Origin of the sequence: Streptomyces violaceusniger Tu 4113, from assembly GCF_000147815.2 — a bacterium.
GTDB lineage: Bacteria > Actinomycetota > Actinomycetes > Streptomycetales > Streptomycetaceae > Streptomyces > Streptomyces violaceusniger_A.
The window spans coordinates 4,776,511-4,800,975 of sequence record NC_015957.1 but is presented as its reverse complement, the minus strand read 5'-3'; the positions used below and the strand labels follow the sequence as shown (position 1 = coordinate 4,800,975).

Annotated in this window: 23 protein-coding genes and 1 riboswitch; of the genes, 10 read left to right on the top strand and 13 right to left on the bottom strand. The window is 71.4% G+C overall.

Annotation, left to right across the window (positions count from 1 at the left end; genetic code table 11):
- Window positions 1-3: 3 nt before the first annotated feature.
- Window positions 4-642, bottom strand: a complete 639-nt coding sequence (locus STRVI_RS19785) for an isochorismatase family cysteine hydrolase (RefSeq protein ID WP_014057454.1) — start codon at window positions 640-642, stop codon at window positions 4-6.
- A 238-nt stretch (window positions 643-880) separates the two neighbouring features.
- Between STRVI_RS19785 and STRVI_RS19780 the strand changes: the two genes are divergently transcribed.
- Window positions 881-1,486 carry a TetR/AcrR family transcriptional regulator gene (locus tag STRVI_RS19780; protein ID WP_014057453.1) on the top strand — a complete coding sequence of 202 codons (606 nt, stop codon included), beginning with the start codon at window positions 881-883 and terminating at the stop codon, window positions 1,484-1,486.
- Complete coding sequence (locus tag STRVI_RS19775; RefSeq protein ID WP_014057452.1) at window positions 1,483-2,502, top strand: DMT family transporter; 1,020 nt, start codon at window positions 1,483-1,485, stop codon at window positions 2,500-2,502. Before STRVI_RS19780 ends, STRVI_RS19775 begins: the two co-directional genes overlap by 4 nt.
- A 52-nt stretch (window positions 2,503-2,554) precedes the next feature.
- Here the strand turns inward: STRVI_RS19775 and STRVI_RS19770 are convergent, their stop codons facing one another.
- The 5 genes from STRVI_RS19770 to STRVI_RS19750 form a co-directional block, all read right to left on the bottom strand.
- Window positions 2,555-2,896, bottom strand: a complete 342-nt coding sequence (locus STRVI_RS19770) for a hypothetical protein (RefSeq protein WP_014057451.1) — start codon at window positions 2,894-2,896, stop codon at window positions 2,555-2,557.
- A 112-nt stretch (window positions 2,897-3,008) separates the two neighbouring features.
- Complete coding sequence (locus tag STRVI_RS19765) at window positions 3,009-4,814, bottom strand: FAD-binding dehydrogenase (protein ID WP_014057450.1); 1,806 nt, start codon at window positions 4,812-4,814, stop codon at window positions 3,009-3,011.
- Window positions 4,815-4,970: 156 nt separating this feature from the next.
- Window positions 4,971-5,354, bottom strand: a complete 384-nt coding sequence (locus tag STRVI_RS19760) for a hypothetical protein (RefSeq protein ID WP_014057449.1) — start codon at window positions 5,352-5,354, stop codon at window positions 4,971-4,973.
- A 69-nt stretch (window positions 5,355-5,423) separates the two neighbouring features.
- Window positions 5,424-5,601, bottom strand: a riboswitch (cobalamin riboswitch).
- A gap of 61 nt (window positions 5,602-5,662) precedes the next feature.
- A complete protein-coding gene (locus STRVI_RS19755) occupies window positions 5,663-7,588 on the bottom strand; it encodes an NAD-binding protein (protein ID WP_043236153.1) in 1,926 nt (641 codons plus the stop codon).
- 222 nt (window positions 7,589-7,810) lie between these two features.
- Window positions 7,811-8,035: a hypothetical protein gene (locus STRVI_RS19750; protein WP_014057447.1), complete on the bottom strand. Its 225-nt coding sequence runs from the start codon at window positions 8,033-8,035 to the stop codon at window positions 7,811-7,813.
- Between the two features lie 192 nt (window positions 8,036-8,227).
- Here STRVI_RS19750 and STRVI_RS19745 point away from each other — a divergent pair, with 192 nt between their 5' ends.
- Together STRVI_RS19745 and STRVI_RS52080 are read left to right on the top strand one after the other, a co-directional pair.
- Window positions 8,228-10,129 carry a glycoside hydrolase family 97 protein gene (locus STRVI_RS19745; RefSeq protein ID WP_014057446.1) on the top strand — a complete coding sequence of 634 codons (1,902 nt, stop codon included), beginning with the start codon at window positions 8,228-8,230 and terminating at the stop codon, window positions 10,127-10,129.
- Window positions 10,130-10,386: 257 nt separating this feature from the next.
- On the top strand, window positions 10,387-10,794 hold the full coding sequence (locus tag STRVI_RS52080) for a hypothetical protein (RefSeq protein ID WP_014057445.1): 408 nt from the start codon (window positions 10,387-10,389) through the stop codon (window positions 10,792-10,794).
- A gap of 53 nt (window positions 10,795-10,847) precedes the next feature.
- Here STRVI_RS52080 and STRVI_RS19740 read toward each other — a convergent pair whose 3' ends face one another.
- The 4 genes from STRVI_RS19740 to STRVI_RS19725 all read right to left on the bottom strand — a co-directional run bounded on the left by STRVI_RS19740 (window position 10,848) and on the right by STRVI_RS19725 (window position 16,009).
- Window positions 10,848-11,885, bottom strand: coding sequence for a PHP domain-containing protein (locus tag STRVI_RS19740; RefSeq protein ID WP_014057444.1), 1,038 nt, complete (start codon window positions 11,883-11,885; stop codon window positions 10,848-10,850).
- A 50-nt stretch (window positions 11,886-11,935) separates the two neighbouring features.
- Entirely contained in the window at window positions 11,936-14,281 is a 2,346-nt protein-coding gene (locus STRVI_RS19735; protein WP_014057443.1) for a glycoside hydrolase family 65 protein, read from the bottom strand.
- Window positions 14,278-15,021, bottom strand: a complete 744-nt coding sequence (locus tag STRVI_RS19730; protein ID WP_014057442.1) for an HAD family hydrolase — start codon at window positions 15,019-15,021, stop codon at window positions 14,278-14,280. Before STRVI_RS19730 ends, STRVI_RS19735 begins: the two co-directional genes overlap by 4 nt.
- An 88-nt stretch (window positions 15,022-15,109) precedes the next feature.
- A complete protein-coding gene (locus STRVI_RS19725; protein WP_014057441.1) occupies window positions 15,110-16,009 on the bottom strand; it encodes a Gfo/Idh/MocA family protein in 900 nt (299 codons plus the stop codon).
- Window positions 16,010-16,224: 215 nt separating this feature from the next.
- Here STRVI_RS19725 and STRVI_RS19720 point away from each other — a divergent pair, with 215 nt between their 5' ends.
- The 4 genes from STRVI_RS19720 to STRVI_RS19705 all read left to right on the top strand — a co-directional run bounded on the left by STRVI_RS19720 (window position 16,225) and on the right by STRVI_RS19705 (window position 20,244).
- Complete coding sequence (locus STRVI_RS19720; RefSeq protein ID WP_014057440.1) at window positions 16,225-17,463, top strand: beta-propeller fold lactonase family protein; 1,239 nt, start codon at window positions 16,225-16,227, stop codon at window positions 17,461-17,463.
- Window positions 17,464-17,556: 93 nt separating this feature from the next.
- Window positions 17,557-18,060, top strand: a complete 504-nt coding sequence (locus STRVI_RS19715; protein ID WP_014057439.1) for a MarR family winged helix-turn-helix transcriptional regulator — start codon at window positions 17,557-17,559, stop codon at window positions 18,058-18,060.
- 72 nt (window positions 18,061-18,132) lie between these two features.
- Window positions 18,133-19,404 carry an MFS transporter gene (locus tag STRVI_RS19710; RefSeq protein ID WP_014057438.1) on the top strand — a complete coding sequence of 424 codons (1,272 nt, stop codon included), beginning with the start codon at window positions 18,133-18,135 and terminating at the stop codon, window positions 19,402-19,404.
- A 105-nt stretch (window positions 19,405-19,509) separates the two neighbouring features.
- Window positions 19,510-20,244 carry a heparin lyase I family protein gene (locus STRVI_RS19705; protein WP_014057437.1) on the top strand — a complete coding sequence of 245 codons (735 nt, stop codon included), beginning with the start codon at window positions 19,510-19,512 and terminating at the stop codon, window positions 20,242-20,244.
- A gap of 31 nt (window positions 20,245-20,275) precedes the next feature.
- Here STRVI_RS19705 and STRVI_RS19700 read toward each other — a convergent pair whose 3' ends face one another.
- The 3 genes from STRVI_RS19700 to STRVI_RS19690 form a co-directional block, all read right to left on the bottom strand.
- Window positions 20,276-20,653, bottom strand: coding sequence for a hypothetical protein (locus tag STRVI_RS19700; protein WP_014057436.1), 378 nt, complete (start codon window positions 20,651-20,653; stop codon window positions 20,276-20,278).
- 2 nt (window positions 20,654-20,655) lie between these two features.
- Complete coding sequence (locus STRVI_RS19695) at window positions 20,656-20,895, bottom strand: hypothetical protein (RefSeq protein WP_014057435.1); 240 nt, start codon at window positions 20,893-20,895, stop codon at window positions 20,656-20,658.
- 88 nt (window positions 20,896-20,983) lie between these two features.
- A complete protein-coding gene (locus STRVI_RS19690; protein WP_014057434.1) occupies window positions 20,984-21,952 on the bottom strand; it encodes a carbon-nitrogen hydrolase family protein in 969 nt (322 codons plus the stop codon).
- Between the two features lie 245 nt (window positions 21,953-22,197).
- Here STRVI_RS19690 and manD point away from each other — a divergent pair, with 245 nt between their 5' ends.
- Together manD and STRVI_RS19680 are read left to right on the top strand one after the other, a co-directional pair.
- A complete protein-coding gene (gene manD, locus STRVI_RS19685) occupies window positions 22,198-23,439 on the top strand; it encodes a D-mannonate dehydratase ManD (RefSeq protein WP_043239238.1) in 1,242 nt (413 codons plus the stop codon).
- Window positions 23,440-23,481: 42 nt separating this feature from the next.
- Window positions 23,482-24,465: an aldo/keto reductase gene (locus STRVI_RS19680; RefSeq protein ID WP_014057432.1), complete on the top strand. Its 984-nt coding sequence runs from the start codon at window positions 23,482-23,484 to the stop codon at window positions 24,463-24,465.

Sequence of the window (24,465 nt, the reverse complement as noted above, 5' to 3'; positions counted from 1 at the left end):
CCACTACGCCGCCGAGCCCTCCCCCGGCAACGCGGTGAGGAGCTCGCTCGTGGTGAGGATGGCATGGGCGAAGGTGGGGCCGTTCAGCTCGTGCGCGGAATGCATCATCTCGGGCTTGGCGGCCGCGGTGGCGTCACGGACCAGCGTGACGTGGTAGCCGAGCTCCATGGCGAAGCGTCCGGTGGACTCGATGCAGGTGTTCGCCAGCAGTCCGATGAGGATCACATGGGTGATGCCGTGCTGCCTGAGCTGCATATTCAGGTCGGTGTTGGCGAACCCGCTCTGCGCCCAGTGCTCATGGGCCACCACCTCCCCCGGCCGCGGCTGGAAGTCGGGATGGAACTCCCCGCCCCAGGTGTCGCGGGCGAAGCTGTGCCGGACCATGATGTTCCGCTGGGTCGGGTTGGGGTGGGTCCACGACTCGTAGTCCCCCGGCTCCCAGCGGCGGTGCGGGACGAACACCACCCGCACCCCGGACTGCCGGGCGGCGCCGACGACGGCGCGCAGATTGTCCAGCAGGCCGACCTTCTCGGCGACGCTCTGCACGACCGGCCAGACCTTGCCTCCCTCGGAGAGGAAGTCGTTGTACGGGTCGACCAGCAGCACTGCCGTTCGCCGGGGGTCATAGGTCTCGGCTGCCATGATGTCTCCTCCGCCCTCTGGAAGATCACTCATCGCCCGAGCAGGCCACGTCCTGGCCCGGCCGGGTACCCCCCGTTCGGCCGCTCAGTCGGCGACGCTTCCGCGCACGATGGGGCTGCGGGCGGCGTCGGGGACCGACTGCTGGTGACTTCCCGGATTCCTCATGACCCTCTACATTAGATAGACCTACCTACCTAATTAGATAGACCTACCTACCTAATCTGTCGGGATGCATGCGATGAGTGAGACCGGTACGAGGACGACGGATCCCGGAAGGCGGCGGCCCGCCCGGGAACGCCTGCTGGCGGCTGCCGCGCGCCGCTTCTACGCCGACGGCGTGACGGCGACCGGAATCGACACGATCACCACCGAAGCCGGCGTGGCGAAAATGAGCCTGTACAACAACTTCTCCTCCAAGTCCGATCTCGTCAGGGCCTATCTCGACGCCCGGCACGAGGAGTGGCTCGCGCTGTACTCGTCACGGCTGGCGCAGGCCCAGAACCCGCGCGACGGCGTCCTCGCGGCCTTCGACGCCTACGCGGATCACGCGGCGTTCGCCTACGAGCGCGGCTTTCGCGGCTGCGGACTGCTCAACGCGGCCGCCGAGCTGCCCGCCGGAGACGAGGGGCGCAGTGTCGTACGCCGCCACAAGGAGGAGGTCGAGCGCCTGATCGCCGGGCACCTCGAAGAACTGCTGCCCGACCGCCCCGACGACGTGCGCACCACGGCGGAGCACCTGTCGTTCCTGCTGGAGGGCGCGATGGCGCGCGCCGGTCTGGAAGGCGACGACAACCGGCTGCGGCACGCCCGCGCGATGGCGGCGGCCCTGCTGGACAGGCTGTGAGGCGGCCCACCGGACACGGCGCCCGTCTCGCGGGCGCCGGATCGTTGTGTGTGCTCGCCGCGTCCGTGCTGTGGGGCACCACCGGCACCGCGGCGACCTTCGCCCCGGGGGTGGGGCCCCTCGCCATCGGCGCCGTCGCCATGGGCCTGGGCGGACTGCTCCAAGCCCTGGTCGCGGCCCCCAGCGTCGTCCGTCAGGCCCCGCGACTGCGTGCGCGGCGCGGCACCGTACTGCTCGGCGCGTTCGCGGTGGCGGTCTACCCGTTGGCGTTCTACAGCTCGATGCACCTGGCCGGAGTGGCGGTGGGAACCGTGGTGTCGATCGGCATGGCGCCACTGGCCTCAGCCGTGATCGAACGCGTCATGGACCGCCGCCGGCTGACGCGCCGCTGGACACTCGGCGCCGCCCTGGGCCTCCTGGGCACCCTCATGCTGTGCGCGGCCCAAGCCGCTCAGGACCCCGGCGACCGGGGGCAGCCATCCATGGCCGCCACGATGCTCGGCGTGGGGCTCGGTCTCATCGCGGCCACGACCTATGCCCTCTACTCCTGGGCGGCGCACCGGCTGATCACCCACGGCATCTCCTCCCGCGCGGCGATGGGCGCGGTGTTCGGCTTGGGCGGGGTGCTCCTCGTGCCCGTCCTCCTGGTCACCGGCGCCCCGCTGCTCGACTCCGGGTCCAATATGGCCGTCGGCGCCTACATGGCGGTGGTGCCCATGTTCGCCGGCTACGTCCTGTTCGGCTGGGGACTGGCGCATGTGCCCGCCAGCACGGCGACCACGCTCTCCCTGCTCGAACCGGCCGTCGCCGCCGTCCTCGCCGTCCTGGTCATCGGCGAACGGCTCCCCGCCGTCGGCTGGACCGGCATCGCGCTCGTCCTCGCCTGCCTGGCCGTCCTCACCGCCCCGACAGCCGTCTCCAGGCGGCGCCGACAGCGGCCGGAAGGCGTGACGCCGCCACAGCGCACAGGGGCGGAGCACACGGTTGCTCGGCCGGACCCGGGGCGGGTGCCGTAGCGGAGTCCGTCGACGAGGGGGGCGGGCGGCGAACGCTTGGCCGTCCGCCCCATCACTCCGCGATCGAAAACCGCTCCGCGAGGTCGCGATGCCGGTCCGCGGCCAGCTTCGCCTGGTCCGTGCTGATGGTCGATCCGGGCATCAGCCCCAGCCGTTCGAGCTCGTCCGCGAAGCGCAGATGCTCCAGCCGCGCGTACTCGCGGCAGGCAAGGCAGGTGACGTTCTCCGGACGCGGAGAGGTCATCGCGTACGGCGCCCGCACTCCGCATCCGGTGGCGATGCGGCTCGGCAGGTCACCGGCCAGCCCGAAGGTGGACGCCATCATGTTGCGGACGGCGGCGACGCCTCGGACGACCTTCGACTCGACATGGATATGCGGATCGTCCCCGCCCATGCACCCTCCCTGCCCCGGCGACTTGACGGGCCGCGGTTGGTCCCGGCCGCCCGCGGACCGCAGGAGGAGTCTGCCATGTACCCGGTGCGCCACCGTCCATCCGTCCCCCGGTTCAGGTCGCGGTCGCGGCCGCCGCCGCACGGCCCGCGGCGCGGCCCGAGAACAGGCAGCCGCCGAGGAAGGTGCCCTCCAGGGAGCGGTAGCCGTGCACTCCCCCGCCGCCGAAGCCCGAGACCTCGCCGGCCGCGTACAGACCGGTGATCGGGTTGCCGGAGCCGTCCAGGACGCGGCCGGAGAGGTCGGTCTGGAGACCGCCGAGGGTCTTGCGGGTGAGGATGTTGAGGCGCACGGCGATCAGCGGTCCGGCGGACGGGTCCAGGATCCGGTGCGCGGAGGCGGTGCGGCTGAGCGTGTCCCCGGGGTAGGCGAGCGCGTTGCGGATGCCCATGACCTGGACGTCCTTGGTGTACGGGTTGGCGATCTCGCGGTCGCGGGCCTCGACCTGCCGGGTGAGGTCCGCCAGGTCGATGAGGTTGTCGCCGGTCAACTTGTTCATCCCCGCGACCAGTTGGGGCAAGGTGTTGGCGACGACGAAGTCCTCGCCCTTGTCCCGGAACCGCTGGATCGGCTCGGGTGTCTGCCAGATGCGGGAGAGGAGCTGCAGGATGTCCTTGTTGGTCAGGTCCGGGTTCTGCTCGGAGCCCGAGAGCGCGAACTCCTTGGCCATGATCTTCTGGGTGGTGACGAACCAGGAGTAGTCATAGCCGGTGGCGGTGATCGTCCCGAGGGTGTGCAGGGTGTCGTAGCCCGGGATGTCGGGGGTGGAGAAGCGCTTGCCCTTCGCGTCGAACCACATCGACGAGGGGCCGGGCAGAATGCGGATGCCGTGGCCCGGCCAGATCGGGGCGTAGTTCCTGAGGCCCTCGGTGTAGTGCCACATGCGGTCGGGATTGACGATCCGTCCGCCCGCCTTCTCGGTGATCGCGAGCATCCGGCCGTCCACGTACGCCGGGACGCCGGTGACCATGAACTTCGGCGGTGTGCCGAGCCGGTCGGGCCAGTTCCGCCGTACGAGATCGTGGTTGGCGCCGATACCGCCCGAGGTGACGATCACCACCGGGGCGCTGAGCTCGAAGTGGCCGACCACGGTGCGCGAGGTGGGCTTGCCGCGGGCGGCGTCGCTCGGCTCCAGGATCGCGCCGCTGACCCCGGTGACGGCACCGCCGGTGACCACCAGATCGTCCACCCGGTGCCGGAACTTGAAGCTCACCCGCCCGTCCTTCGCGGCGGCCCGCACCTTCTTCTCGAACGGCTCGACCACGGCCGGACCGGTGCCCCAGGTGACGTGGAAACGCGGCACCGAGTTGCCGTGCCCGTCCGCGAGGCCGCCGCCGCGCTCAGCCCAGCCGACGATCGGGAACCACTGCACGCCGAGCCCGTGCAGCCAGGACCGCTTCTCCCCGGCCGCGAAATCCACGTACGCCTCGGCCCATTTGCGGGCCCAGTAGTCCTGGCCGCCGGGGTCGGAGACGCCGCGGTCGAAGCCGGCCGTGCCGAGCCAGTCCTGCCAGGCCAGTTCGTGGGAGTCCTTGATGCCCATCAGCCGCTGTTCCTCGGAGTCGACGAAGAACAGGCCGCCGAAGGACCAGAACGCCTGGCCGCCGAGGTTGCTCTCGGGCTCCTGGTCGAGGAGGAGCACCTTGCGTCCCGCGGCCGCCAGCTCCGCCGTGGCGACGAGCCCGGCGAGCCCGCCGCCGACCACGATGGCGTCCGCGTCCGAGGACGCCCCGGAGGCGGCGAAGGCCGGACCCGCCGCCTGGGCGAGCGCGGCGCCGGCGAGCACACCGCCCGCCGCCGTCAGGGCGCGGCGGCGGCTGATCCCGTCAAACGAGGCGGCATTCTCTGTGGAGTTCTCCATGGGCTGCCTTCCGGAAGGGGGTTCGGAGGGTGCGGGAGATGCGAAGGGGGTTGCCGCGACGGCAACGTGTTACCGACGGTAGCCCACAGGGTGCGGGGCCGCCAGACTCCTGCTCCCAATGAGCAACTCCCGGGCGGCATAGGGAACTTCGGCCGGTCAGCGTCCGCCGGACGACGGCTCGGGCGAGGCGCGCCGCCGTGGCGAGAAGGCGTACAGATCGAGGATGTCGGGCAGCGGCGCCACGCCGGGGCCGCCCGCCGTGACCCAGGCCACGACGTCCTCTGTCGCATCCCGGTCGTTGACCAGGCCGAGCCACACCGGCCTGCCCCCGGCGGCACGTCCGGCGGCCGATGGCTGCACCACGATCACATTGGCCTGATCGCAGACGTCCAGACACTCGGAGACGCGCACGGGCGCTTCCTCACCGAGCCGTGCGATCTGTGCCCCATGGTCGATTCCGGTCACCTTGGGGCTGCCGCAACAGCAGTCCCGGCATACGGTCACCCGGCATGGCACCGGGTCGGTCGGCCTGACAGGCATGGTGCATCGCCCTCCTCCGGGGAAGTCCGCCCCCCACGCGGCGGAGCCGCACATCGACACACCCCGTCGAGGAGGCGACCGCGTGAGTCTCCTGGCTCTCGGGTCGATGCTCGTCCCGGCCTTCCCACCCGCGCGTACGGGCAGTGGCCTGTTCGGGATCCGCTCGCCGATCACAGTGGCGGCACCGCGCCGGATTCACACCGGCTTCCTCGTTCCGCCGTCGCCTTTGTCGCCCGGCATCATCGCATCCCGGGCACCGCCACACCACGTGGCCCCCGCTCCCGCGAGCACCACGGGCGGATTCGACGTCAGTTCCGGCGGGCCGCCGCCCCCGCGAGGATTTCGCCCAGGCCCTGGCTGGTGGCCGCCAGCACCACGCGATCGTGCGGCCGCAGGACATAGCCGGAGGGCAGATCCCACACCAGGGAGGGCGCCTGGGTGGCACCGTCGTAGGGAGGCGCCGCGGCGAGGTCGCGTTGCCGGTCGGCGGGTTCCGCCGCGTCCAGTGCGATCACCCGCCAGGCGCCCGGCGCGAACGCCTCGGCGACGGTACGCCCCTCCAGTTGCGGATGCCCGGCGACATGCAGGGCGGCGAAGAGCAGCACTCTGCGCTCGACCGGTATGGCGCCGAGGATCTGACGCCCCATCATCGCTCCGGCGAACGCCGGGGCCGCCAGGCTGGAGACGCTGCGGCTGCGGGTGAGGGCCCGCGGATGGGCCGCGCGCAGCGTGCGGTAGACGGCGGTGGCGAAGCGGTCGTCGTACAGGCGCAGCGCCACCCGCAGCCGGGGCTTGACCGAGCGGGCGTACAGCGTCGCCTCCAGATTGGTGGTGTCGACGCTGGTCAGGGCGAGCAGGGAGTGTGCCCGCTGGATCTTGGCGGCCTCCAGGACGCCCTCCTGGGTGACATCGCCGATGACCGTCGGCACCCCCAGCCTGCGGGCCAGCGGGATGCCGCGCGCCCCGGGGTCCTCTTCCACGCACACCACGGGAATGTCCATCTCCCGGAGTCTGGCCAGCACCCGGGTGCCGACCTTGCCGAGCCCGAGCAGCACGACGTGGCCGGAGAGGCCGCGCGGAGGGCGGCGCAGCGTGGAGGCGGTGCGGAAGGTGCCCAGCGCTTCGAGCGCGGCGGCCACCAGGACGGGCAGCATCAGCAGTCCGGTCAGCCCGGACAGCAGTTGGAGGACCTTGCGTCCGGTGGGCTCGTCGAGCGCCGGGTCGTCGATCGCCAGCACGTCCAGCACCGTGAGGTAGGCGGCGCGGAGCAGACCGGCGCCCGTGAGCTGCCAGGAGGCGATGGTGAGGGCGAGCACGGCGATCGCCATTCCGGCGACGGACCAGCGCAGTCGGCGGGAGAACAGCGAGGCGAGCGGCAGTCTGCGGGTGCCGAGCCGCCGTGGCGGCAGCGGTGGGCCGGTGGCGGAGACGGCCTCGAGCACCACCGTGTCGCGGCCGGTGGCGGCGGCCACCTCCTCGTCTCCGGGCAGCAGCTTGGGCCCTTCGTCCCCGCTGCTGTCGGAGCCCTCGCTGCCGCCGGGGTCGCTGGTGGTGGACGAGAGCAGGGCGAGGGTGCACAGCCCCGGGCGGGCCACCTCGTCGGGGCCGGGCGGGGTGCGCTCGGCCGCGCGCAGCAGCAGCCCGTCGGCCTGGAGCACTTTGCTGGTGCCCGCGACGGCGGTGGCCGCCAGCGCGGGTGCCGCGGTGTCGGCGTCCGACAGTACGGTGGTGGTGGCGTCCAGCTCCGCCGCGTCCATCCCGGGATCGGCCACCCGCGCCGCCTCGTCGAGGAGTTCCTCCAGATGCTGGCCGAGCTTGCGGTTGTAGAGCCGGATCACCAGCCGCAGCCGGGGGTTGAGGCGGCGGGCACGGAGGGCGGCGTGGATGTTGGCCTCGTCGTCGTCATGGACCAGGGCGAGCGCCGTCGCATGCTCCGCACCCGCCTCGGTCAGCACCTCTTCGTCGAGCGCCGGGACCTCCATGACCCGCACTCCCCCGTCCGGAGCGGGGTCGTCCGCGGTCTGCCGGGGCAGCGCGACCCGCCCGACGGCCGCGCTGAACCGGCCGAAGAGCGCGGAGGTACGGCCTCCCGGCCGCCATCCGGCCACCTGCTGCCCGGCCGGGTCCGCCAGGGGGGTGCCGCCGGGGATGACGACCGTCACCTGTGTCCGGTAGACGAAGTGGAGCTCGGCGGCGAGGCGGTGGGCGAGCGCGTCGTCACCGCAGACGACCATGTGGGCCGTTCCCGAGGGGGACGGCGGGTCGGAGGTGGAGGTGGAGAACACGACGGCGAAGCCCCCCGTTGGTCCGTGATGCCATGGGTCATCCGGGCGGGTACGGCGGCCGCGGTCTCCTGCGGTCGGCACCCGCGCTCCGGCGGTCATGATCAGACCGTACCTGGTGGGCTGCCCAAGGGAGTTGGGCACCGGGGGCCGGCGACCGGACGCCCCGTGTGCTCACTCGCCGGGCACTCCGCAGCGCGCACAGCGGGCGAAGGGCGCGGTGTCCTGGATCGCGCCGCAGTCGGCGCAGACCCGATCCAGCCAGCAGGCGGACTCCCCGCCCTCGGGCTCGGCAGGCGCCGGGGCCGGGTCGGGATCCGGGTCCGCCATCTCCCGGTCAGCTGTCTCCCGGTGCGCCGTCTCCCGGTCCGGGTCGCCGGGTCGAGCCGTGCCGCTCATCGTGTGCGCCTCCCTGTCCGGACCGTACGCGAGTCCATCCGCCGACCCCTTACCCGTAGCTTCGTCCCGGGAAGCGGCCCACTCATAGATCCGATCTCTCATGCCCCATTGACCCTTGACGGGGCGTAATGCCGCCCGACCCCTCCCCAGTTATCGGATGACTCGGTAACGTATCCGCTTCGGGAGGCAACGATGCCGAGATCTTACCGACGCTCCGCTGTGGCATTTCTGCTCTGCGGCGTCCTGGCCATGACGCTCTTCATCACCGGGCCCGCGCAGGCGAAGGACTCCGCCTGGACCGTGCGCGGCCCCTCACCCCACTCCGGTCCCCTCGCACAACTGCGGCTCGACGGAGCCTCGGGAGCGCTGACGCTCCAAGTGTCCCGGGGCGGACGGACGGTGCTCGAGCCCTCGCCCGTGGGCATCGTCACCGAACGGGCGGATCTGTCGCACGGGCTGCGCTATCTGGGGCGCCACGACCGCACCGTCGTGGAGCGCTACCGGTCGACGGTCGGCAAGGAGCGCTCGCGCACGGCGCGGATGACCGAGACCCGCTTCCGGTTCCGGGGCAGCGGGAGCGCCCGGCTGGACCTCGTGGTGCGGGTCTCGGACGACGGGGTCGCCTATCGCTATGTCCTGCCCTCCGGCAGCGGTGATGTCCTCAGCGAGACCTCGGCCTTCACCCTGCCGCCGGACGCGGCCGCGTGGCTGGGCGATTACCGCAAGGACAACGAGAACCTGTTCAAGGAGTACACCGCGGCGACCGCGCCCACCGGTGAGTACATGGCCCAGGCGCTCTTCGAGACGGCGGGCGGCTACGCCCTGATCGCCGAGTCGGATCTCACCGGCCGCTACTCCGCCGCCCGGCTGATCCATCAGCAGGGGCAGCCCACGTACCGCATCGGGCTCTGGGACCAGCGGGTCGCGTCCGACGGACCGCTCAGCACACCCTGGCGCGCGCTGATCGTGGGCGATCTGGGGACCGTCACCCAATCCACCTTCACCGACGATCTGGCACCCGCGTCGCGGGTCGCCGACACCTCGTGGATCCGGCCCGGGCCCGCCCTGTGGACCTGGCTCGCGGGCGGCAAACCGGCCGGGCAGAGCCTGTCGATGCAGAAGGGGTACGTGGACTACGCGGCCCAGCGCGGCTGGCCGTATGTGGTGGTCGACGCGGGCTGGTACTTCGACCCCGACCAGTGGGATGTCACCGACCCCGACTGGCCGCGCAACAGCTGGATTCCGCAGCTCGTGGACTACGCGCGCGAGCGGCATGTGGGCATCCAGGTCTGGATCCACCACCGCGACCTCGACACCGCCGAGGAGCGCGAACTGTGGCTGCCCACACTGGAGAAGTGGGGGGTGAAGGGCGTGAAGATCGACTTCATGGACTCCGAGGCCCAGGAGACGCTGCGCTGGTACGACGAGATCCTCAAGGCCACCGCGGACCACCATCTGCTCGTCAACTTCCATGGCTCGACGATCCCCAAGGGCATCCAGCGCACCTGGCCGCAGGTGATGTCGATGGAGGGGGTGAACGGCGAGGAGAAGCGGACCAACACCCCGCAGCATCTGGCGACGCTGCCCTTCACCCGCAACGTCATCGGCTCCATGGACTTCACCCCCGGAGCCTTCCACCGGGCCGAACGCCCCAACGCGGGTTCGGACGCGGGGGAAGTCGGCCTGTCGGTGCTCTACGAGTCCGGTATCCAGGACCTGGCGGGCACCCCGGATTCCTATGACGCCCGTCCGCTCGCCCGCCGCTTCCTGGAGCAGATCCCCGCCACCTGGGACCGTACCCGGCTGCTGACCGGGCGGCCCGGTGAGAGCGCGGTGCTGGCCCGCGCCAGCGGTTCGCGGTGGTTCATCGGCGGTACGTTCACCGGCCCCGCCCATACCGCCGAGGTGCCGCTGCGGCTGGAGAAGGGCCGCTGGCTCGTCGATCTGATCCTGGACGGCCCGGACGGCCTGGTCCGCACGCCCACGGTGGTGCGCGGCGGGCAGACGCTGTCCGTGCCGGTAAGGGCGGACGGCGGGTTCGCCGCCATCGCCTGCCGCTGGCGGCCCGGCCTGTCGACCTGCGACCGTCCCTGACCATCCCTCATTCGGACACCCCCGGCGGGGTCCGCGGCGTCGCCGGGGTCGCCGTCGGGTTCGTCGTCGGGGCCGGGTTCGGAGCGGATGAGCGCTTCCGCCTGGATCCGTACGACGGCCCGTACCGTGTCCGGGTCCACCTCCGGGGGAAGCATCAGCTCCACCGTCACCCGCCGGGCGAGCCCCGCCGTACTGTCCTCGTCCTCCCCCGTGTCCGTCCCGCCGGTGGCGGCGTCGCCGCGCAGGCAGCGCTTGAGATGGCCGCCGGCGTCCCGCAGTCCGCGCTGGACGGCCATGTCGGTCGCCGTCGAGAGCACCGTGAAGGCGATCTGGCCGAGCACGGACAGCCCGATGGTGAGGTACACATGGGTGTCGACCGCGGGCGCCCCGCTGAGGTCGTCGAAGAACTCCCCGGCGCCGGGCACCCGCCGACGGGCGCGCGTCTCCTCGGCGAACTCCTCGAAGAGCTCCTCGTGTTCGTCCTCGGCGACGGCGAGCGCCGAGGCGTCGACCATCGTCAGGATCCGCTCGACGGCGGCGTCGTCCAGCTCCGTCATGTCCGTCATGCGTTCCCCCCGGTACGCCACGCCCCCGGCGGGGCGTGCGACGCCTGTACGGTAGCCCGGCCGAGGGAGATGATGTGGGGACTTACCGCACATAGGTGAATTCATCGTGCATTTCGCGTATGGCCGCTGACGCGCATGGCTGACGGAGGCCGTCAGCTCGCCCGGCGCGGAGGCCTGCGTGTGCGGGTCCACTCCACCAGTTGCCGGGCCGTCCAGGTGGTGATGACGCGCTCCACCGGCACCCCGCATTGCGCGGCCCGGGCGCATCCGTTGCGCTGCCAGTCGAGCTGGCCGGGTGCGTGGGCGTCGGTGTCGATGGAGAAGAAGGTCCCCGCCCGGACGGCCTCGCGCAGCAGCCTGCGCGGTGGATCCAGCCGCTCCGGACGGCAGTTGATCTCCACGGCGGTGCCCGCCTCCGCACACGCGCCGAAGACCTCCTCATGGTCGAAGACGGACTCGGCGCGCTTTCCGCCGAGCAGCCGTCCGGTGCAGTGGCCCAGCACATCGACCAGCGGATCGCTGACGGCGGTGACCATCCGGCGGGTCATGGGGCGAGCGTCCATGCGCAGTTTGGAGTGGACGGAGGCCACCACCACATCCAGCCGGTCCAGCAGCTCCGGCTCCTGGTCCAGGGAACCGTCGGGCAGGATGTCCACCTCGATCCCGGTGAGCAGCTGAAAAGGAGCCAGCTTCGCGCGCAACTCCGCCACCACGTCCAGTTGGGCGCGCAACCGGTCCGCCGAGAGGCCGCGGGCCACCGTCAGCCGCGGGGAATGGTCGGTGAGCACCGCCCATGCGTGCCCCAGCCGCGCCGCCGTACGGGCCATCAGCTCGATCGGGGAACCGCCGTCGGACCAGTCGGAGTGCATATGGCAGTCCCCGCGCAGCGCGGCGCACAGCTTCGCCGCCTCCTCGTCGAGCTCGGACTCGGACTCGTCGGCCTCGGCCTCCAGCTTCGCCAGATACCCGGGCACCTGGCCCTTCAGCGCCTCCTGGACCACCTGGGCGGTCTTCGGGCCGAGCCCCTTGAGCGACCGGAGGGTGCCGTTCGCGGCACGCCGCTCCACCTCCTGGGGGTCCAGACCGGCGAGCACCGCCTGGGCCGTGCGGAAGGCACGCACCCGGTAGGTCGGCGCCTGGGCACGCTCCAGGAGAAACGCGATCCGGTCCAGGGCCTCCAGGGGGTCCATGGTGCGCTCCTCGCTGTGTGCGGCGTCCGCGCTGTGTGTGCCTCCGCGCCTCAAGTGCGGCGGTTCGGGCGTCGGCCGGGGGGCTGGTGGGGTTCGGGACGTGCCGTCAGCTCGGCGATGTCACAGGTCTGGGGGGTCTTTTCGGAGACGGTGATGGGCCGGCCGTAGTGCCGGATTTCCATGGGGGCGCCCTGGGTCAGCGAGTAGGTGACACTGCGGCCGGTGATCTCCACGCGCAGCCTGCGGCCCAGCACCTGCATGGTGAAGGCGAGCCGGGCCAGCTTCTCGGGCAGCTTGGGCGAGAACTCCAGCCTGCCGTCCCGGTGCCGCATCCCGCCGAATCCGGCGACCAGGGCGATCCAGGTGCCGGCGAGCGAGGCGATGTGCAGACCGTCGCGGGTGTTGTGCTCCAGGTCCTTCAGGTCCATCAGGGCCGCCTCGCCCAAGTAGTCGTAGGCGAGTCGCAGATGGCCGACCTCGGCGGCCATGACGGCCTGGGTGCACGCGGAAAGGGAGGAGTCCCGGACCGTCAGCCGTTCGTAGTAGTCGAAGTTGCGTGCCTTCTGCTCCTCGGTGAAGCACTCGCCGCGCAGATACATCGCCAGCACCAGGTCGGCCTGCTTGACGACCTGTTTGCGGTACAAGTCGAAGTAGGGGAAATGGAGCATCAGCGGGTACTGGTCGGCGCGGGTGCTCTGGAAGTCCCACTCCTGATGGCCGGTGAAGTCCGCCGACTGCTCGTGGACGCCCAGGGTCTTGTTGTACGGGACAGACATGGACTCGGCCGCGTCCCGCCAGGCGGCGGCCTCCTCGTCGTCGACACCCAGTTCGGAGCCCTTGTCCGGGTGGCGTTCGATGATGTCCGCGGCGGCCCGCAGATTCGACTGGGCCATGAGGTTGGTGTAGACGTTGTCGTCGGCGATGGCGCTGTACTCGTCGGGGCCCGTCACCCCGTCGATGTGGAAGCGGCCGTGGTGGTCGTGGTGGCCGAGGGAGCGCCACAGCCGGGCGGTCTCCACCAGCAGTTCCACGGCGGTCTCGCGCTCGAACTCGTCGTCGCCGGTGGCGGCGACATAGCGCACCACCGCGTCCGCCACATCGGCGTTGACGTGGAAGGCCGCGGTGCCGGCCGGCCAGTAACCGGAGCATTCGGAGCCCTCGATGGTGCGCCAGGGGAAGGTGGCGCCATCGTGGCCCAACTGCTGGGCCCGCTCCCGGGCGGCGGGCAGGATGGACTGGCGCCAGCGCAGCGCCTCGGCCACGGACTCGGGGAAGGTGTAGGTGAGCAGGGGCAGGACGAAGGTGTCGGTGTCCCAGAAGGTGTGGCCGTCGTAGCCGGAGCCGGTGAGGCCCTTGGCGGGGATGGCCCGTTCCTCGGCGCGGGCGCCGGCCTGCAGGACGTGGAAGAGGGCGAAGCGCACGGCCTGCTGGATCTCGGCGTCGCCCTCGACCTCCACATCGGCGCGGGACCAGAAGTCCTCCAGCCATGCGCGCTGCTGGTCCACCAGGCCGCGCCAGCCGGTGCTGGCGGCCCCGGCGAGCGCGGCCTCGACCTGGTCCCGTACGGCGGGCAGCGAGCGGGCGCCCGACCAGCCGTAGGCCACCAGCTTCTCCAGCCGCAGGACCTGGCCCGGCTCCAGCACCGAGGTGATGGTCAGGCGGGCGACGTCGTCGCCGCTCTCGCTGGCGTGGCGGGTGGGCGGCGGCCCGGTGATCAGGTGGTCGGCGGCTGCCGCGACCCGCAGGTCGCTGTCCTCGGTGCAGTGGATCAGCCGCAGCCGCTTGTCGTTGGCGGCGTTCTCCTCGGGATTCAGCGGGGACTCCAGGGCCTCCGCCACCCGGGGGTCGCCGGCGCGTTCGGGAAGCTGCTCGTTGGCGACCAGTTCGGACTGTACGACGACGCGGATCTGGGCGTCGACCGCCTCCACCTCGTAGGCGACGGCGGCGATGGCCCGCTGGGTGAGGGAGACCAGCCGGGTGGAACGGACCCGCACGCTGGTGCCGGAGGGGGAGGTCCATTCGCAGGTGCGGTGCAGCACCCCGGCGCGCAGGTCGAGCACGCGCTCATGGGAGCGCAGCCGTCCGTAGCGCAGATCGAAGGGCTCGTCGTCCACCAACAGCCGGATGATCTTGCCGTTGGTGACGTTGATCATGGTCTGGCCGGCCTCGGGAAAGCCGAATCCGGCCTCGGCGTAGGGCAGCGGACGCCGTTCGTAGACGCCGTTGAGATAGGAACCGGGGAGCCCGTGGGGCTCCCCCTCGTCGAGATTGGCGCGCCAGCCGATATGGCCGTTGGAGAGCGCGAAGACCGATTCGCTCTGGGGCAGCAGATCGAGCCGGAGATCGATCTCCCGCAGCGCCCAGGGGTCGACGACATACGAGGAATCGGTGATCACGAGTCGTCCTCCAGCAGCTCGGCGAGATCCTTGACCACGATGTCGGCTCCGTGGGCGCGCAGCGCGTCGGCCTGGCCCACCCGGTCCACGCCGACGACACAGCCGAAGTGCCCCGAGCGCCCGGCCTCCATGCCCGCCAGGGCGTCCTCGAAGACGGCGGCCGCCTCGGGGGCGGTGTCCAGCTCCCGTGCGGCCTCCAGGAAGGTGTCGGGGTGCGGTTTGCCGGGCAGCTTGCGCTCGGCGGCGACCACACCGTCGATCCGCACCTCGAAGAGGTCCTCGATACCGGCGGCGATCAGCACATCGCGGCAGTTGGCGCTGGAGGAGACGACCGCGGTCCGCAGGCCCCCGGCGCGCGCGGCCTTCACGAAGCGCACCGAGCCCGGGTACGCCTCGACTCCCTCCTCGCGGATCTTCTCCAGGACCAGGATGTTCTTGCGGTTGCCCAGGCCGTGCACGGTGTCCGCGTCGGGCGGATCGTCCGGTTCGCCCTCGGGGAGGTCGATGTCCCGGGAGGCCAGGAAGGTGCGCACCCCGTCGGCGCGTGGACGGCCGTCCACGTACTCGTCGTAGTCGCGGGCCGAGTCGAAGGGACGATAGGAGGGGCCGTCGCGGCGCCGCAGAAACTCGTCGAACATCTGCTTCCACGCCGCCGCGTGCACCACCGCGGTCCTGGTCAGCACGCCGTCGAGGTCGAACAGGCAGGCCCGGATGGAATCGGGCAGGCTGAGCTTGGTCATGGCCCCCGATTCCCCCGGGAACGCCGGATTATGCGGGCGTGACGGCGGGACCGGGACTTTCCGCCACTCAGTGCGTCGTCACCCTCACTCAGCGTGGTGCGACGGTGCGCCCCTCGCGGCGGGAGCGGTCGGCGGCCTCCAGGACGGCGACGACCTCGCGGCCGAACCGCACGTCGCAGGGGTCGGCCGCGCCGCCATTACGGGCACCGCTCAGCAGCCGGTCGACGGCCGTGGCGAAGGCGGCCACCGCGGTGGTCCCGGCGTCGGGGACCGCGGCGATCCCCCGCTCGCCGTAGAAGTCGCAGGAGAAACCCTGGGCGGCGGGCCGGGCGTCCAGGGTGAGCGCGAGCGTGCCGATGGCGCCGGAGTCGTGGCGCAGCAGCACATGCGCGGCGCCGCGCGGCCCGTCGAGGGCGGTGACCTCGGCCACCGGGCCGAGGACCGGGAGCAGGACGGACAGGGAGTGCGGGCCGACGTCCCACAGCCCGCCGCGCTCCCGCCGCCAGTGGGATCCGCCGTAGTGGCCGCCGGGCTGGAAGATCGAGGCGAAGGCGGTGGCCCGGCCGCCGTCCCAGCCACCGGCCGCCGCGGTCTCCTGGAGGAAGGTCTCGACGGGCGCCGCGAAGCGGTTGGTGAAGAACACCACCGAGGCCAGTGCGCGCTCGTCCACGGCGCGCACGATCCGGTCCGCCTCCTCGGTACTGAAGGCCAGCGGCTTGTCCAGGAGCAGATGGCGCCCGGCCAGCGCGGCCCGCTCGGCGAGGCCGCTCTGGATGTCCGGAGGGAGGGCGATGGCCACGGCGTCCACGTCGGCGATCAGCGCGTCGGCGTCCGGGTGGGCGCGGGTGCCCCAGCGGTCCGCCAGCGCCTGTGCCTTCGCCGGGTCGCGGCCCCAGATCCCGGCGAGTTCGGCCACCGGGTGCGCGGCGAGCGCCGCCGCGTGGGTCTCGGCCGCCCAGTGTCCGGTGCCCAGCAGTCCGAAACGCACTGTCCGTCCCCCTCCGCGCGAAGTCCCGGGGCCTTCCCCGGAGTCGGCCGCGATCCTACGCCCGTGCGGCCCGGCCGCTTCGGCCGAGGGCGGTACGCCCCTCCCCCGCTTGGCCGCGGGCGGATGCCGGTGAGCGGGGGCGGTGCCAGGGTGAGGCCATGGCCGGCCACGGTGCGGGTGACGGCCGATGCCCACCCTCACCGCTGGAGGAACCCGTGGCCCGTGGCTCGTCCCGCTCCCACTCCCGCGCGCTCCGGCGGCGCGCCACGGTCCGGGCCGCGGCGGTCCTGCTGCTGTGCGGGGCCGCGGTACCGTCCTGCGCCTCCACCAGTGAGCACCGGCCCGACCGGGCGAAGTCGGCGTCGGCGCGGCAGAGCGCGCTCGAGGCGGTGGCCGCGGCGAAGAAGAAGGCCGCGCTGGCCCGGCTGCTGCCGGGGATGCCGCCCCCGCTGGATCCCCGTGACCTCTACGCGGCCGACCGGCCGGGGAAGCTGGCCCGGGCGGTGAAGGACTTTCCGTCCCGGGTCTACGTGCCCAATACGCTCTCGGACACGGTGAGCGTCATCGATCCGAAGAAGTTCAAGGTCGTCCGCACCATCCAGGTGGGCCATCAGCCGCAGCACGTGGTGCCCTCGTGGGATCTGAAGACGCTGTGGGTCAACAACGACCTGGGCAACATCCTCACCCCCATCGACCCCGCCAGCGGCCGGGTCGGCCGCCCGGTGGACGTCCACGACCCGTACAACCTCTACTTCACCCCGGACGGAAAGTACGCCGTGGTGATGGCCTCCATGGACCGGGCGCTGGTCTTCCGGAACGCGCACACCATGAAGGTGGTCAAGTCGGTGCCGGTGGACTGCTATGGCGTCAACCACGCCGACTTCTCGCCGGACGGGCGCTACTTCATCGTCTCGTGCGAGTTCTCCGGTGAGCTGCTGAAGGTGGACACGGCGAAGAAGAAGGTGGTCGCCAAGCAGCGGCTGCCGATCGCCGGGTCCATGCCGCAGGACGTCAAGATCTCGCCCAACGGCAAGACGTGGTACATCGCCGACATGGTGGCGAACGGGCTGTGGGTGCTCAACGGCGACACCTTCGGCAAGCCGCGGCTGCTGCCCACCGGAAAGGGCACGCACGGCCTCTACGTCAGCCGCGACTCCCGTTCCATGTACATCTCCAACCGCGGCGAGGGCACCATCTCGGTGCTGTCGTTCAAGACCGGCAAGCTGGTGCAGCGGTGGCGGCTCCCCGGCGGCGGCAGCCCCGACATGGGCGGGGTGTCCAGCGACGGCAAGGTGCTGTGGCTCTCGGGCCGCTACAACGCCGAGGTCTACGCGATCGACACCCGCAACGGCCGGCTGCGCGCCCGGATCCCGGTCGGCGGCGGTCCGCACGGGCTCGCGGTCTATCCCCAGCCCGGCCGCTACTCCCTCGGCCACACCGGAATCTTCCGCTGAGGCGGCCTTCCCGCAAGCGCCCTGGACGGCTGTGAGGCTCTGCACAGCCATCTACATAGGCTGCCTATATAGAGGCATGATATAAATCTAGATGTGGAATACACACAGCAGTCCGGCCCCCGGGAACCCGACGTCCCCGCGACCCGTGAGCAGGTCGCGGAGGCGCTGGAGCAGCTGGCGTTCCTCGCAGTGCGCCATCTGACCAACCGGGACATCAGCTTCACCACGGCCTCGACCCTCGGCCGGCTCAGCCGGGAAGGCCCCTCCCGGCTGACGGCCCTGGCCGCCGACGAGGGTGTCACCCAGCCTTCGATGACCCAGCTCATCCAGCGGCTGGAGCGGCAGGGTCTGGCGACCCGGGTCGACGATCCGCACGACGGGCGGGTGGTGCTGGTGGCGATCACCGACGCCGGTCGGGAGCTGCTCGCCGAGCGGCGCCGCGGCCGTACGAACCGGCTCGCCGAACTGCTGGCCACCCTCTCCCCCGAGGACCAACAGGCACTCGCCACCGCCGTCCACGCCGCCGCCCCCGCCTTCCAGCGACTGGTCGACAACGCGGCACGGGCGCGGAAGGCCCCGGGGAGTACCGCTTCCTGATCAACCGGCACCCTGCCGCGCCACGGCATTGCCATGTCGTCACGGCTGGGACCCTGAACGACGGAGCAGCTCTTGTCCGCTCATCCCAGCGCCCCCAACCCCTTCAAGCAGCCGAAGGCCGTATGGGCGGTCGCCTTCGCCTGCGTGATCTCCTTCATGGGCATCGGCCTCGTGGATCCGATCCTGCCCTCCCTCTCCTCCCAGCTGCATGCCACGCCGAGCCAGGTGTCACTGCTGTTCACCAGCTATCTGGTGGTGACCGCCGTCGCCATGCTGGTCACCGGGTTCGTCTCCAGCCGCATCGGCGCCAAGCGCACCCTGGTGGCCGGTCTGGTGGTCATCGTGCTCTTCAGCGCGGCGGCCGGGGCGTCCGGCAGCATCGACGGCATCGTCGGCTTCCGCGCCGGATGGGGCCTGGGCAACGCCCTGTTCATCGCCACCTCGCTCGCCGTCATCGTCGGCTCGGCCAGCGGTGGCTTCGCGGGCGCGATCATCCTCTACGAGACCGCCCTGGGCATCGGCATCGCGATCGGGCCGCTGCTGGGCGGTGAGCTCGGCGGGATCAGCTGGCGCGGGCCGTTCTTCGGCGTATCGGCCCTGATGGCCATCGCGCTGATCGCGACCATCGTGCTGGTCCAACCCACCCCGACCCCGGCGCGCCGGGCCTCGATCGCCGACCCGATCAAGGCGCTGCGCCACCGCGGACTGCTCACCATGGGGCTGACCGCGCTCTGCTACAACTGGGGCTTCTTCACGGTGCTGGGCTACGCGCCGTTCCCGATGGACCTGGGCACCCATGAGCTCGGCTATGTCTTCACCGGCTGGGGTCTGCTCGTCGCCTTCTTCTCGGTCTTCGGCGCCCCGTGGCTGCAGTCGCGGCTCGGCATAGCCCGCTCGCTGTATCTGAACCTGGCGCTGTTCGCGCTCGACATCCTCGTCATCGGCCTGTTCACCGACTCCAAGACGACGCTGATCGTGGCGGTGATCGTGGCCGGCGCCTTCATCGGGATCAACAACACCATCACCACCCAGGCGGTGATGACCGTCGCCCCCGTGGAGCGGCCCGTCGCCTCCGCCTCCTACGGCTTCGTCCGCTTCATCGGCGGCGGCCTGGCCCCGTACGCCGCAGGCAAGATCGCCGAGCACAGCGGGGTGCATCTGCCCTTCTACATCGGGGCCGCGGCGGTCGCGCTGGGCATCGGCGTCCTGGCCACCGGGCATTCGCTGCTCGCCGAGGCCGAGCGGGTCCAGGCGGCGGAGGCGGCCGGACACGCCCCGGCCGAGGAGCGGCGGGAGACGCTGGAGAAGCAGGCGCTGGCCGAGGAGCTCGGCTCGGCCGGCTGACGCGAGAGACGGGCCCGGCACGATGCGCGGGACAGGTATGGACCAATTCGGGCGGCTCCAGTACGGTGCGCACACCATCGAACGGGGGCCTTCCCAAGGAGTGGCATGGCTTCCTTACGGTCCACCCAGCGCATCTCCGGGCTCCGGTTCGCCGTACCCGCGGCCGTGGCGGTCGCGGGTCTCGCCTTCGCCTGGCCCGCGGACGCCGCGTCCATCTGGGACGGCGACGCCTCCGGCGGCACCAAGATCTACGGCCTGCTGAACTGCGACTCCCCCGGCAGTGTCACCGCCGTCTCGGACGGACAGCTCGGCAAGATCTGGAAGTACGACAAGCCGAGCGGCAGCAATCGCTGCGAAAGCCATGGCATCGCGGTGGGCGGCTCGAAATACGCCTTCCAGAACGGCGGGACCTACTGGTTCGGCTGGTCGAGCAAGCTCTCCAGCACGGTCGACAACAACGCCACCTTCCAGTGGAAGTCCTACGGGGATCACATCCAGAACTGGCCGGTGGTCCTGAAGACGCTCGGCGGCCGGACCACAATGATCCAGCGGCAGCCCGGCAACCAGGTCTTCACCATCTGGTCGACCCCGGCCTCGGCGAACACCTGGAACCACTACACCATCGGGCTGCATCTGTCCGACGAGACCAAGGGCGGCTGGGTCGAGCTCTGGGTCAACGGTCAGCAGCAGAAGTTCAGCGACGGCACCACCCGGTGGGCCTGCCGCACCTTCGACAGCAGCAACGACCCCAAGTGGGGGGTGTACGGGGCCGAGAACAGCCGCGTGGTCAACTACATCGACGACCTCAAGGTCGGCACCACACGCGGTGACGTCGACTGATCCCCCGAGCCCCCGCCGGTCCGTTTTCCCCTCAGATCCGCCAGGAGCGGATGCGGCCGGCGGCGTCGAACACATCGGCCTTGCTGGAGAGGATGTCGCGGACCAGATCGATCAGCGCCCCGTACGGCGGGTCGATGCCCTCGCCCGAGGCGTGCATATAGGCCACCGCGGTCGCGGCGGCGAACCGTGCGTTGCTCGCCGGGAGCGGTCTGAGCAGCGCGATGGTGTGCAGCAGGGCCGCGGCCCGCCATGCCGGGTCGGGATCGACCCCCAGGCGCGGCGGGTCCACCCGGTGGCGGGCGACGGCGGCGACCAGACCCGAGAAGTCCGAGATGGCCGGCTGTTCCGGCATGACCTCCTCATGGCGCTGGAGCAGCCAGGGGACGTCGATATGCAGCAGCGGGACCATGGTCAGGCGGCCTGCCCGGGATGGCGGTGCTCGTCGTCGGGGAACGCGTCCGCGAAGGCGTCCGCGTTGTCCGCGAAGAACCGCCGGAAGACCTCGGCACCCTCCTGCAGAGCGCGGTGCCGCGCGATGTCGGCCACGGTCGCCTCCCGGACGAGGGCCTTCATCGTCGTACCGCGTTCCTTGGCGATCTGGCGGAGGTCCTCAAGTTCCCGATCGCTGAATTCCACGTTGAGTGCTGACATGCGGGACACCCTACTCACCAGGTACCCCGTCAGCAATCGCCCCAGCTCAGATCATGTTTTTGTAGGTACTTGACAAGACTTTCCCGCACTACGGGAGGCTGCGGCCGGGGACCGGTTCGCCCTCGGGTCCCAGCCGGACAAATGGTGGGCGCACTTCACGGTCCGTCAGGCTCCGGTAGGCGGCGGGGCGGCGGAAGGCGTCCCCCCAGGTCTCCCGGCGCCGGCAGTCGCGCAGCGCGTCGAGGTCGAAGACCGCAGGATAGACCCCCTCGGCCTCGCCCGCCTCGACCACCAGGGTGTCCCGCGACCGCCCGCCGGCGAAGGCGACGCCGTCATGGGCGACGGAGTGGCCCCAGCCCGGACCGGCATAGTTGGCCATGGCCATACCGGTCATGTTCTCCCCCGCGCGGGAGCGGAACTGGGAGAGCCGGTTGATCTCCAGCTCGCACGCGTTCGGGGTGAGGACGATCTCGGCTCCGGCCAGCATCAGGGCGCGGGCGCTCTCCGGGAACTCGCGGTCGTAACAGATCATCGCCCCGGTCATCACCTCGCCCACCGCCGTGTCCAGGGCGCACACCTCGAACCCCTCCCCCGGGGTCAGCGCGGCCTCGGGCAGGTCGAAGACGCAGGTGTGCACCTTGGCGTAGGTCAGGACCAGGCGGCCGTGCCGGTCGATGAGGGAGAGGGTGTTGCGCGGCGCCCCGTCCCAGCGCTCCAGATAGGTGAGCGCGATGGCCATCTCCAGCTCGGCGGCCAGCTCACGGAAGCGGGTGACGAAGGGCGAGTCGCGGGTTATCGGCTCGCCGAGCCAGACGGCCCGGGGCCGCGGCGCCGCCGGGGCCTCGTCCCACAGCGACGGATGGCGGTAGCGATCGCCAGGGGTGAAGCCGTCCGGGACGGAGCAGCTATAGCCGTTGCTCCACATCTCGGGGAAGAGCGCGATGTCGGCGCCCATGGCCGCGGCCCGGCGGCAGGCCGCCTCGCCGAGGGCGAGGTTCATGGACAACTCGGGCCCGGGCGGGGCGAGTTGGAGCAGGGCGACGGTGAGGGTGGTCATGGCGGATGCCTCCTTCGATATCTGATGACGTGCGGGCGGCGCGAAGGAGGTGTCCCGGCGGGCCCCGGGGGCGGGGCGGGTGTCACAGCATGCCGCCACGCTACCCGCGGGCGGGGGAGCTGACGAGGGGGCGGGAGGCGGGCCGTCGCGCCCGGATCCCGGCGGCGGGAAGCGGGTAGAGCTGCCCGTACGGCGTGCTCGCCGGAAGGGACCGACCAAGCGGAACAAGGGGAATGGGGTATGCGGTGAGGATCGAGTCGGCCGAGGTCGTCATCACCAGTCCGGGGCGCAATTTCGTCACCCTGCGCATCGTCACCGAGGACGGGGTCACAGGTCTGGGGGACGCCACGCTCAACGGCCGTGAGCTGGCCGTCGCCTCGTATCTGCGGGACCACGTGGTGCCGCTGCTGCTCGACCGGGACGCCTCGCGCATCGAGGACACCTGGCAGTATCTGTACCGCGGGGCGTACTGGCGGCGGGGTCCGGTGACCATGGCCGCCATCGCGGCCGTCGACACGGCGCTGTGGGACATCAAGGCCAAGGCCGCCGGGATGCCGCTGTACCAACTGCTGGGCGGGGCCTCGCGCAGCGGTGCGCTGGCCTACGGACACGCCTCCGGCCGGGACGTCCCCGAGCTGCTCGACTCCATCCGCGCCCATCTGGCGCAGGGCTATCGCGCGATCCGCGTGCAGACCGGCATCCCGGGGCTGGCCTCGGTCTACGGGGTGGCCTCCTCCAGTGCGGGCGGCGGGGAGCGCTACGACTACGAACCCGCGCGCCGGGGGTCGGGGCCCCGCGTGCTGCCCGCCGAGGAGAGCTGGGACACCCGGGCCTATCTGCGCCATGTGCCGACGGTGTTCGAGGCCGTACGGCAGGAGTTCGGCCCGGAGCTGCCGCTGCTGCACGACGGCCACCACCGGATGACACCCATCCAGGCGGCCCGGCTCGGCAAGGCGCTGGAGCCGTACGACCTGTTCTGGCTGGAGGACGCCACACCCGGCGAGGACCAGACGGCGCTGCGGCTCATCCGACAGCACACCACCACCCCGCTGGCCATCGGCGAGGTCTTCAACCACGTCCACGACTACACCACCCTGCTGAGCGAGCGGCTGATCGACTATGTGCGCTCGGCGGTGACCCACACCGGCGGGGTCACCGCCATGCGCAAACTGCTGGACCTGGCCGCGGTCTACGGGATCAAGTCCGGAATACACGGCCCGACCGACATCTCCCCCGTGGGCATGGCCGCGGCGCTCCATCTGGATCTGGCCATCCACAACTTCGGCATACAGGAGTACATGCCGCACACCGCCGACACCCTGGAGGTCTTCCGCACCTCCTTCCGCTTCGAGGACGGGCTGCTGCACCCGTCCGACACCCCGGGGCTGGGCGTCGAGCTGGACACCGAGGCCGCCGGGCGGTTCCCGTACCAGCCCGCCTATCTGCCGGTGAACCGGCTGGCGGACGGCACGGTGCACGACTGGTGAGCGGGGGTACGGTGAGCGTCGCAGCAGGAGAGAAGAGGGAGCATGGAGCAGCGTGAGTTCGGCCGGCTCGGCCGGAAGGTCTCGGTCGTGGGCCTGGGAACCTGGCAGCTGGGCGCGGACTGGGGCGAGGTCGGCGAGCAGGACGCCCTGGCCGTGCTGGACGCGGCCGTCGAAGCGGGCGTGACGTTCTTCGACACCGCCGATGTGTACGGGGACGGGCGCAGCGAGCAGCTCATCGGGCGGTATCTGCGGGAGCGTCCGGACGCCGGGATCTTCGTGGCGACCAAGATGGGGCGGCGGCTGCCGCAGCTCGAGGAGAACTACACGCTGGACAACTTCCGCGCGTGGACCGACCGTTCGCGGGCCAATCTGGGGGTGGACACCCTGGACCTGGTGCAGCTGCACTGCCCGCCGTCCCCGGTGCACTCCTCGGCGGCGGTCTTCGACGCGCTGGACACGCTGGTGGCGGAGGAGCGTGTGGCGGGGTACGGGGTGAGCGTCGAGACGTGTGCGGAGGCGCTGGCGGCGATAGCGCGCCCTGGGACGGCGAGCGTGCAGATCATCCTCAACCCGTTCCGGCTCAAGCCGCTGGAGGAGGTGGTGCCGGCCGCGCGTGAAGCCGGTGTGGGGATCATCGCGCGGGTGCCGCTGGCGTCCGGTCTGCTGTCGGGGAAGTACACCAGGGACACCGTCTTCGCCGAGAACGACCACCGCACCTTCAACCGGCACGGCGAGGCGTTCGACCAGGGCGAGACGTTCTCGGGCGTGGGCTTCGAGGAGGGTCTCGAGGCGGCGGTGGAGTTCGCGGAGCTGGCGCCCCAGGGGGCCACCCCCGCGCAGACCGCGCTGCGGTGGATCGTCCAGCAGCCGGGCGTGACCTCGGTCATCCCGGGGGCGCGTTCGCCCGAGCAGGCTCGGGCGAACGCGGACGCGGCCGGGCTGCCCCCGCTGCCGGACGCCACGCTGGACGCCGTCGGCGATCTGTACGACCGGCGGCTCCGGGCCCGGGTGCACCCTCGCTGGTAG

Bases quoted from the DNA above. Each gene is read 5' to 3' on its own strand.
- STRVI_RS19770 (WP_014057451.1), bottom strand. From the start codon at position 2,896: ATGGGCGGGGACGATCCGCATATCCATGTCGAGTCGAAGGTCGTCCGA.
- STRVI_RS19745 (WP_014057446.1), top strand. From the start codon at position 8,228: ATGCCGAGATCTTACCGACGCTCCGCTGTGGCATTTCTGCTCTGCGGC.
- STRVI_RS19730 (WP_014057442.1), bottom strand. From the start codon at position 15,021: ATGACCAAGCTCAGCCTGCCCGATTCCATCCGGGCCTGCCTGTTCGAC.
- STRVI_RS19750 (WP_014057447.1), bottom strand. From the start codon at position 8,035: ATGAGCGGCACGGCTCGACCCGGCGACCCGGACCGGGAGACGGCGCAC.
- STRVI_RS19700 (WP_014057436.1), bottom strand. From the start codon at position 20,653: ATGGTCCCGCTGCTGCATATCGACGTCCCCTGGCTGCTCCAGCGCCAT.
- STRVI_RS19765 (WP_014057450.1), bottom strand. From the start codon at position 4,814: ATGGAGAACTCCACAGAGAATGCCGCCTCGTTTGACGGGATCAGCCGC.
- STRVI_RS19695 (WP_014057435.1), bottom strand. From the start codon at position 20,895: ATGTCAGCACTCAACGTGGAATTCAGCGATCGGGAACTTGAGGACCTC.
- STRVI_RS19705 (WP_014057437.1), top strand. From the start codon at position 19,510: ATGGCTTCCTTACGGTCCACCCAGCGCATCTCCGGGCTCCGGTTCGCC.
- STRVI_RS19755 (WP_043236153.1), bottom strand. From the start codon at position 7,588: ATGGTCGTCTGCGGTGACGACGCGCTCGCCCACCGCCTCGCCGCCGAG.
- STRVI_RS19785 (WP_014057454.1), bottom strand. From the start codon at position 642: ATGGCAGCCGAGACCTATGACCCCCGGCGAACGGCAGTGCTGCTGGTC.
- STRVI_RS19740 (WP_014057444.1), bottom strand. From the start codon at position 11,885: ATGGACCCCCTGGAGGCCCTGGACCGGATCGCGTTTCTCCTGGAGCGT.
- STRVI_RS19780 (WP_014057453.1), top strand. From the start codon at position 881: ATGAGTGAGACCGGTACGAGGACGACGGATCCCGGAAGGCGGCGGCCC.
- STRVI_RS19680 (WP_014057432.1), top strand. From the start codon at position 23,482: ATGGAGCAGCGTGAGTTCGGCCGGCTCGGCCGGAAGGTCTCGGTCGTG.
- STRVI_RS19760 (WP_014057449.1), bottom strand. From the start codon at position 5,354: ATGCCTGTCAGGCCGACCGACCCGGTGCCATGCCGGGTGACCGTATGC.
- STRVI_RS52080 (WP_014057445.1), top strand. From the start codon at position 10,387: ATGGCCGCCGGCGTCCCGCAGTCCGCGCTGGACGGCCATGTCGGTCGC.
- STRVI_RS19690 (WP_014057434.1), bottom strand. From the start codon at position 21,952: ATGACCACCCTCACCGTCGCCCTGCTCCAACTCGCCCCGCCCGGGCCC.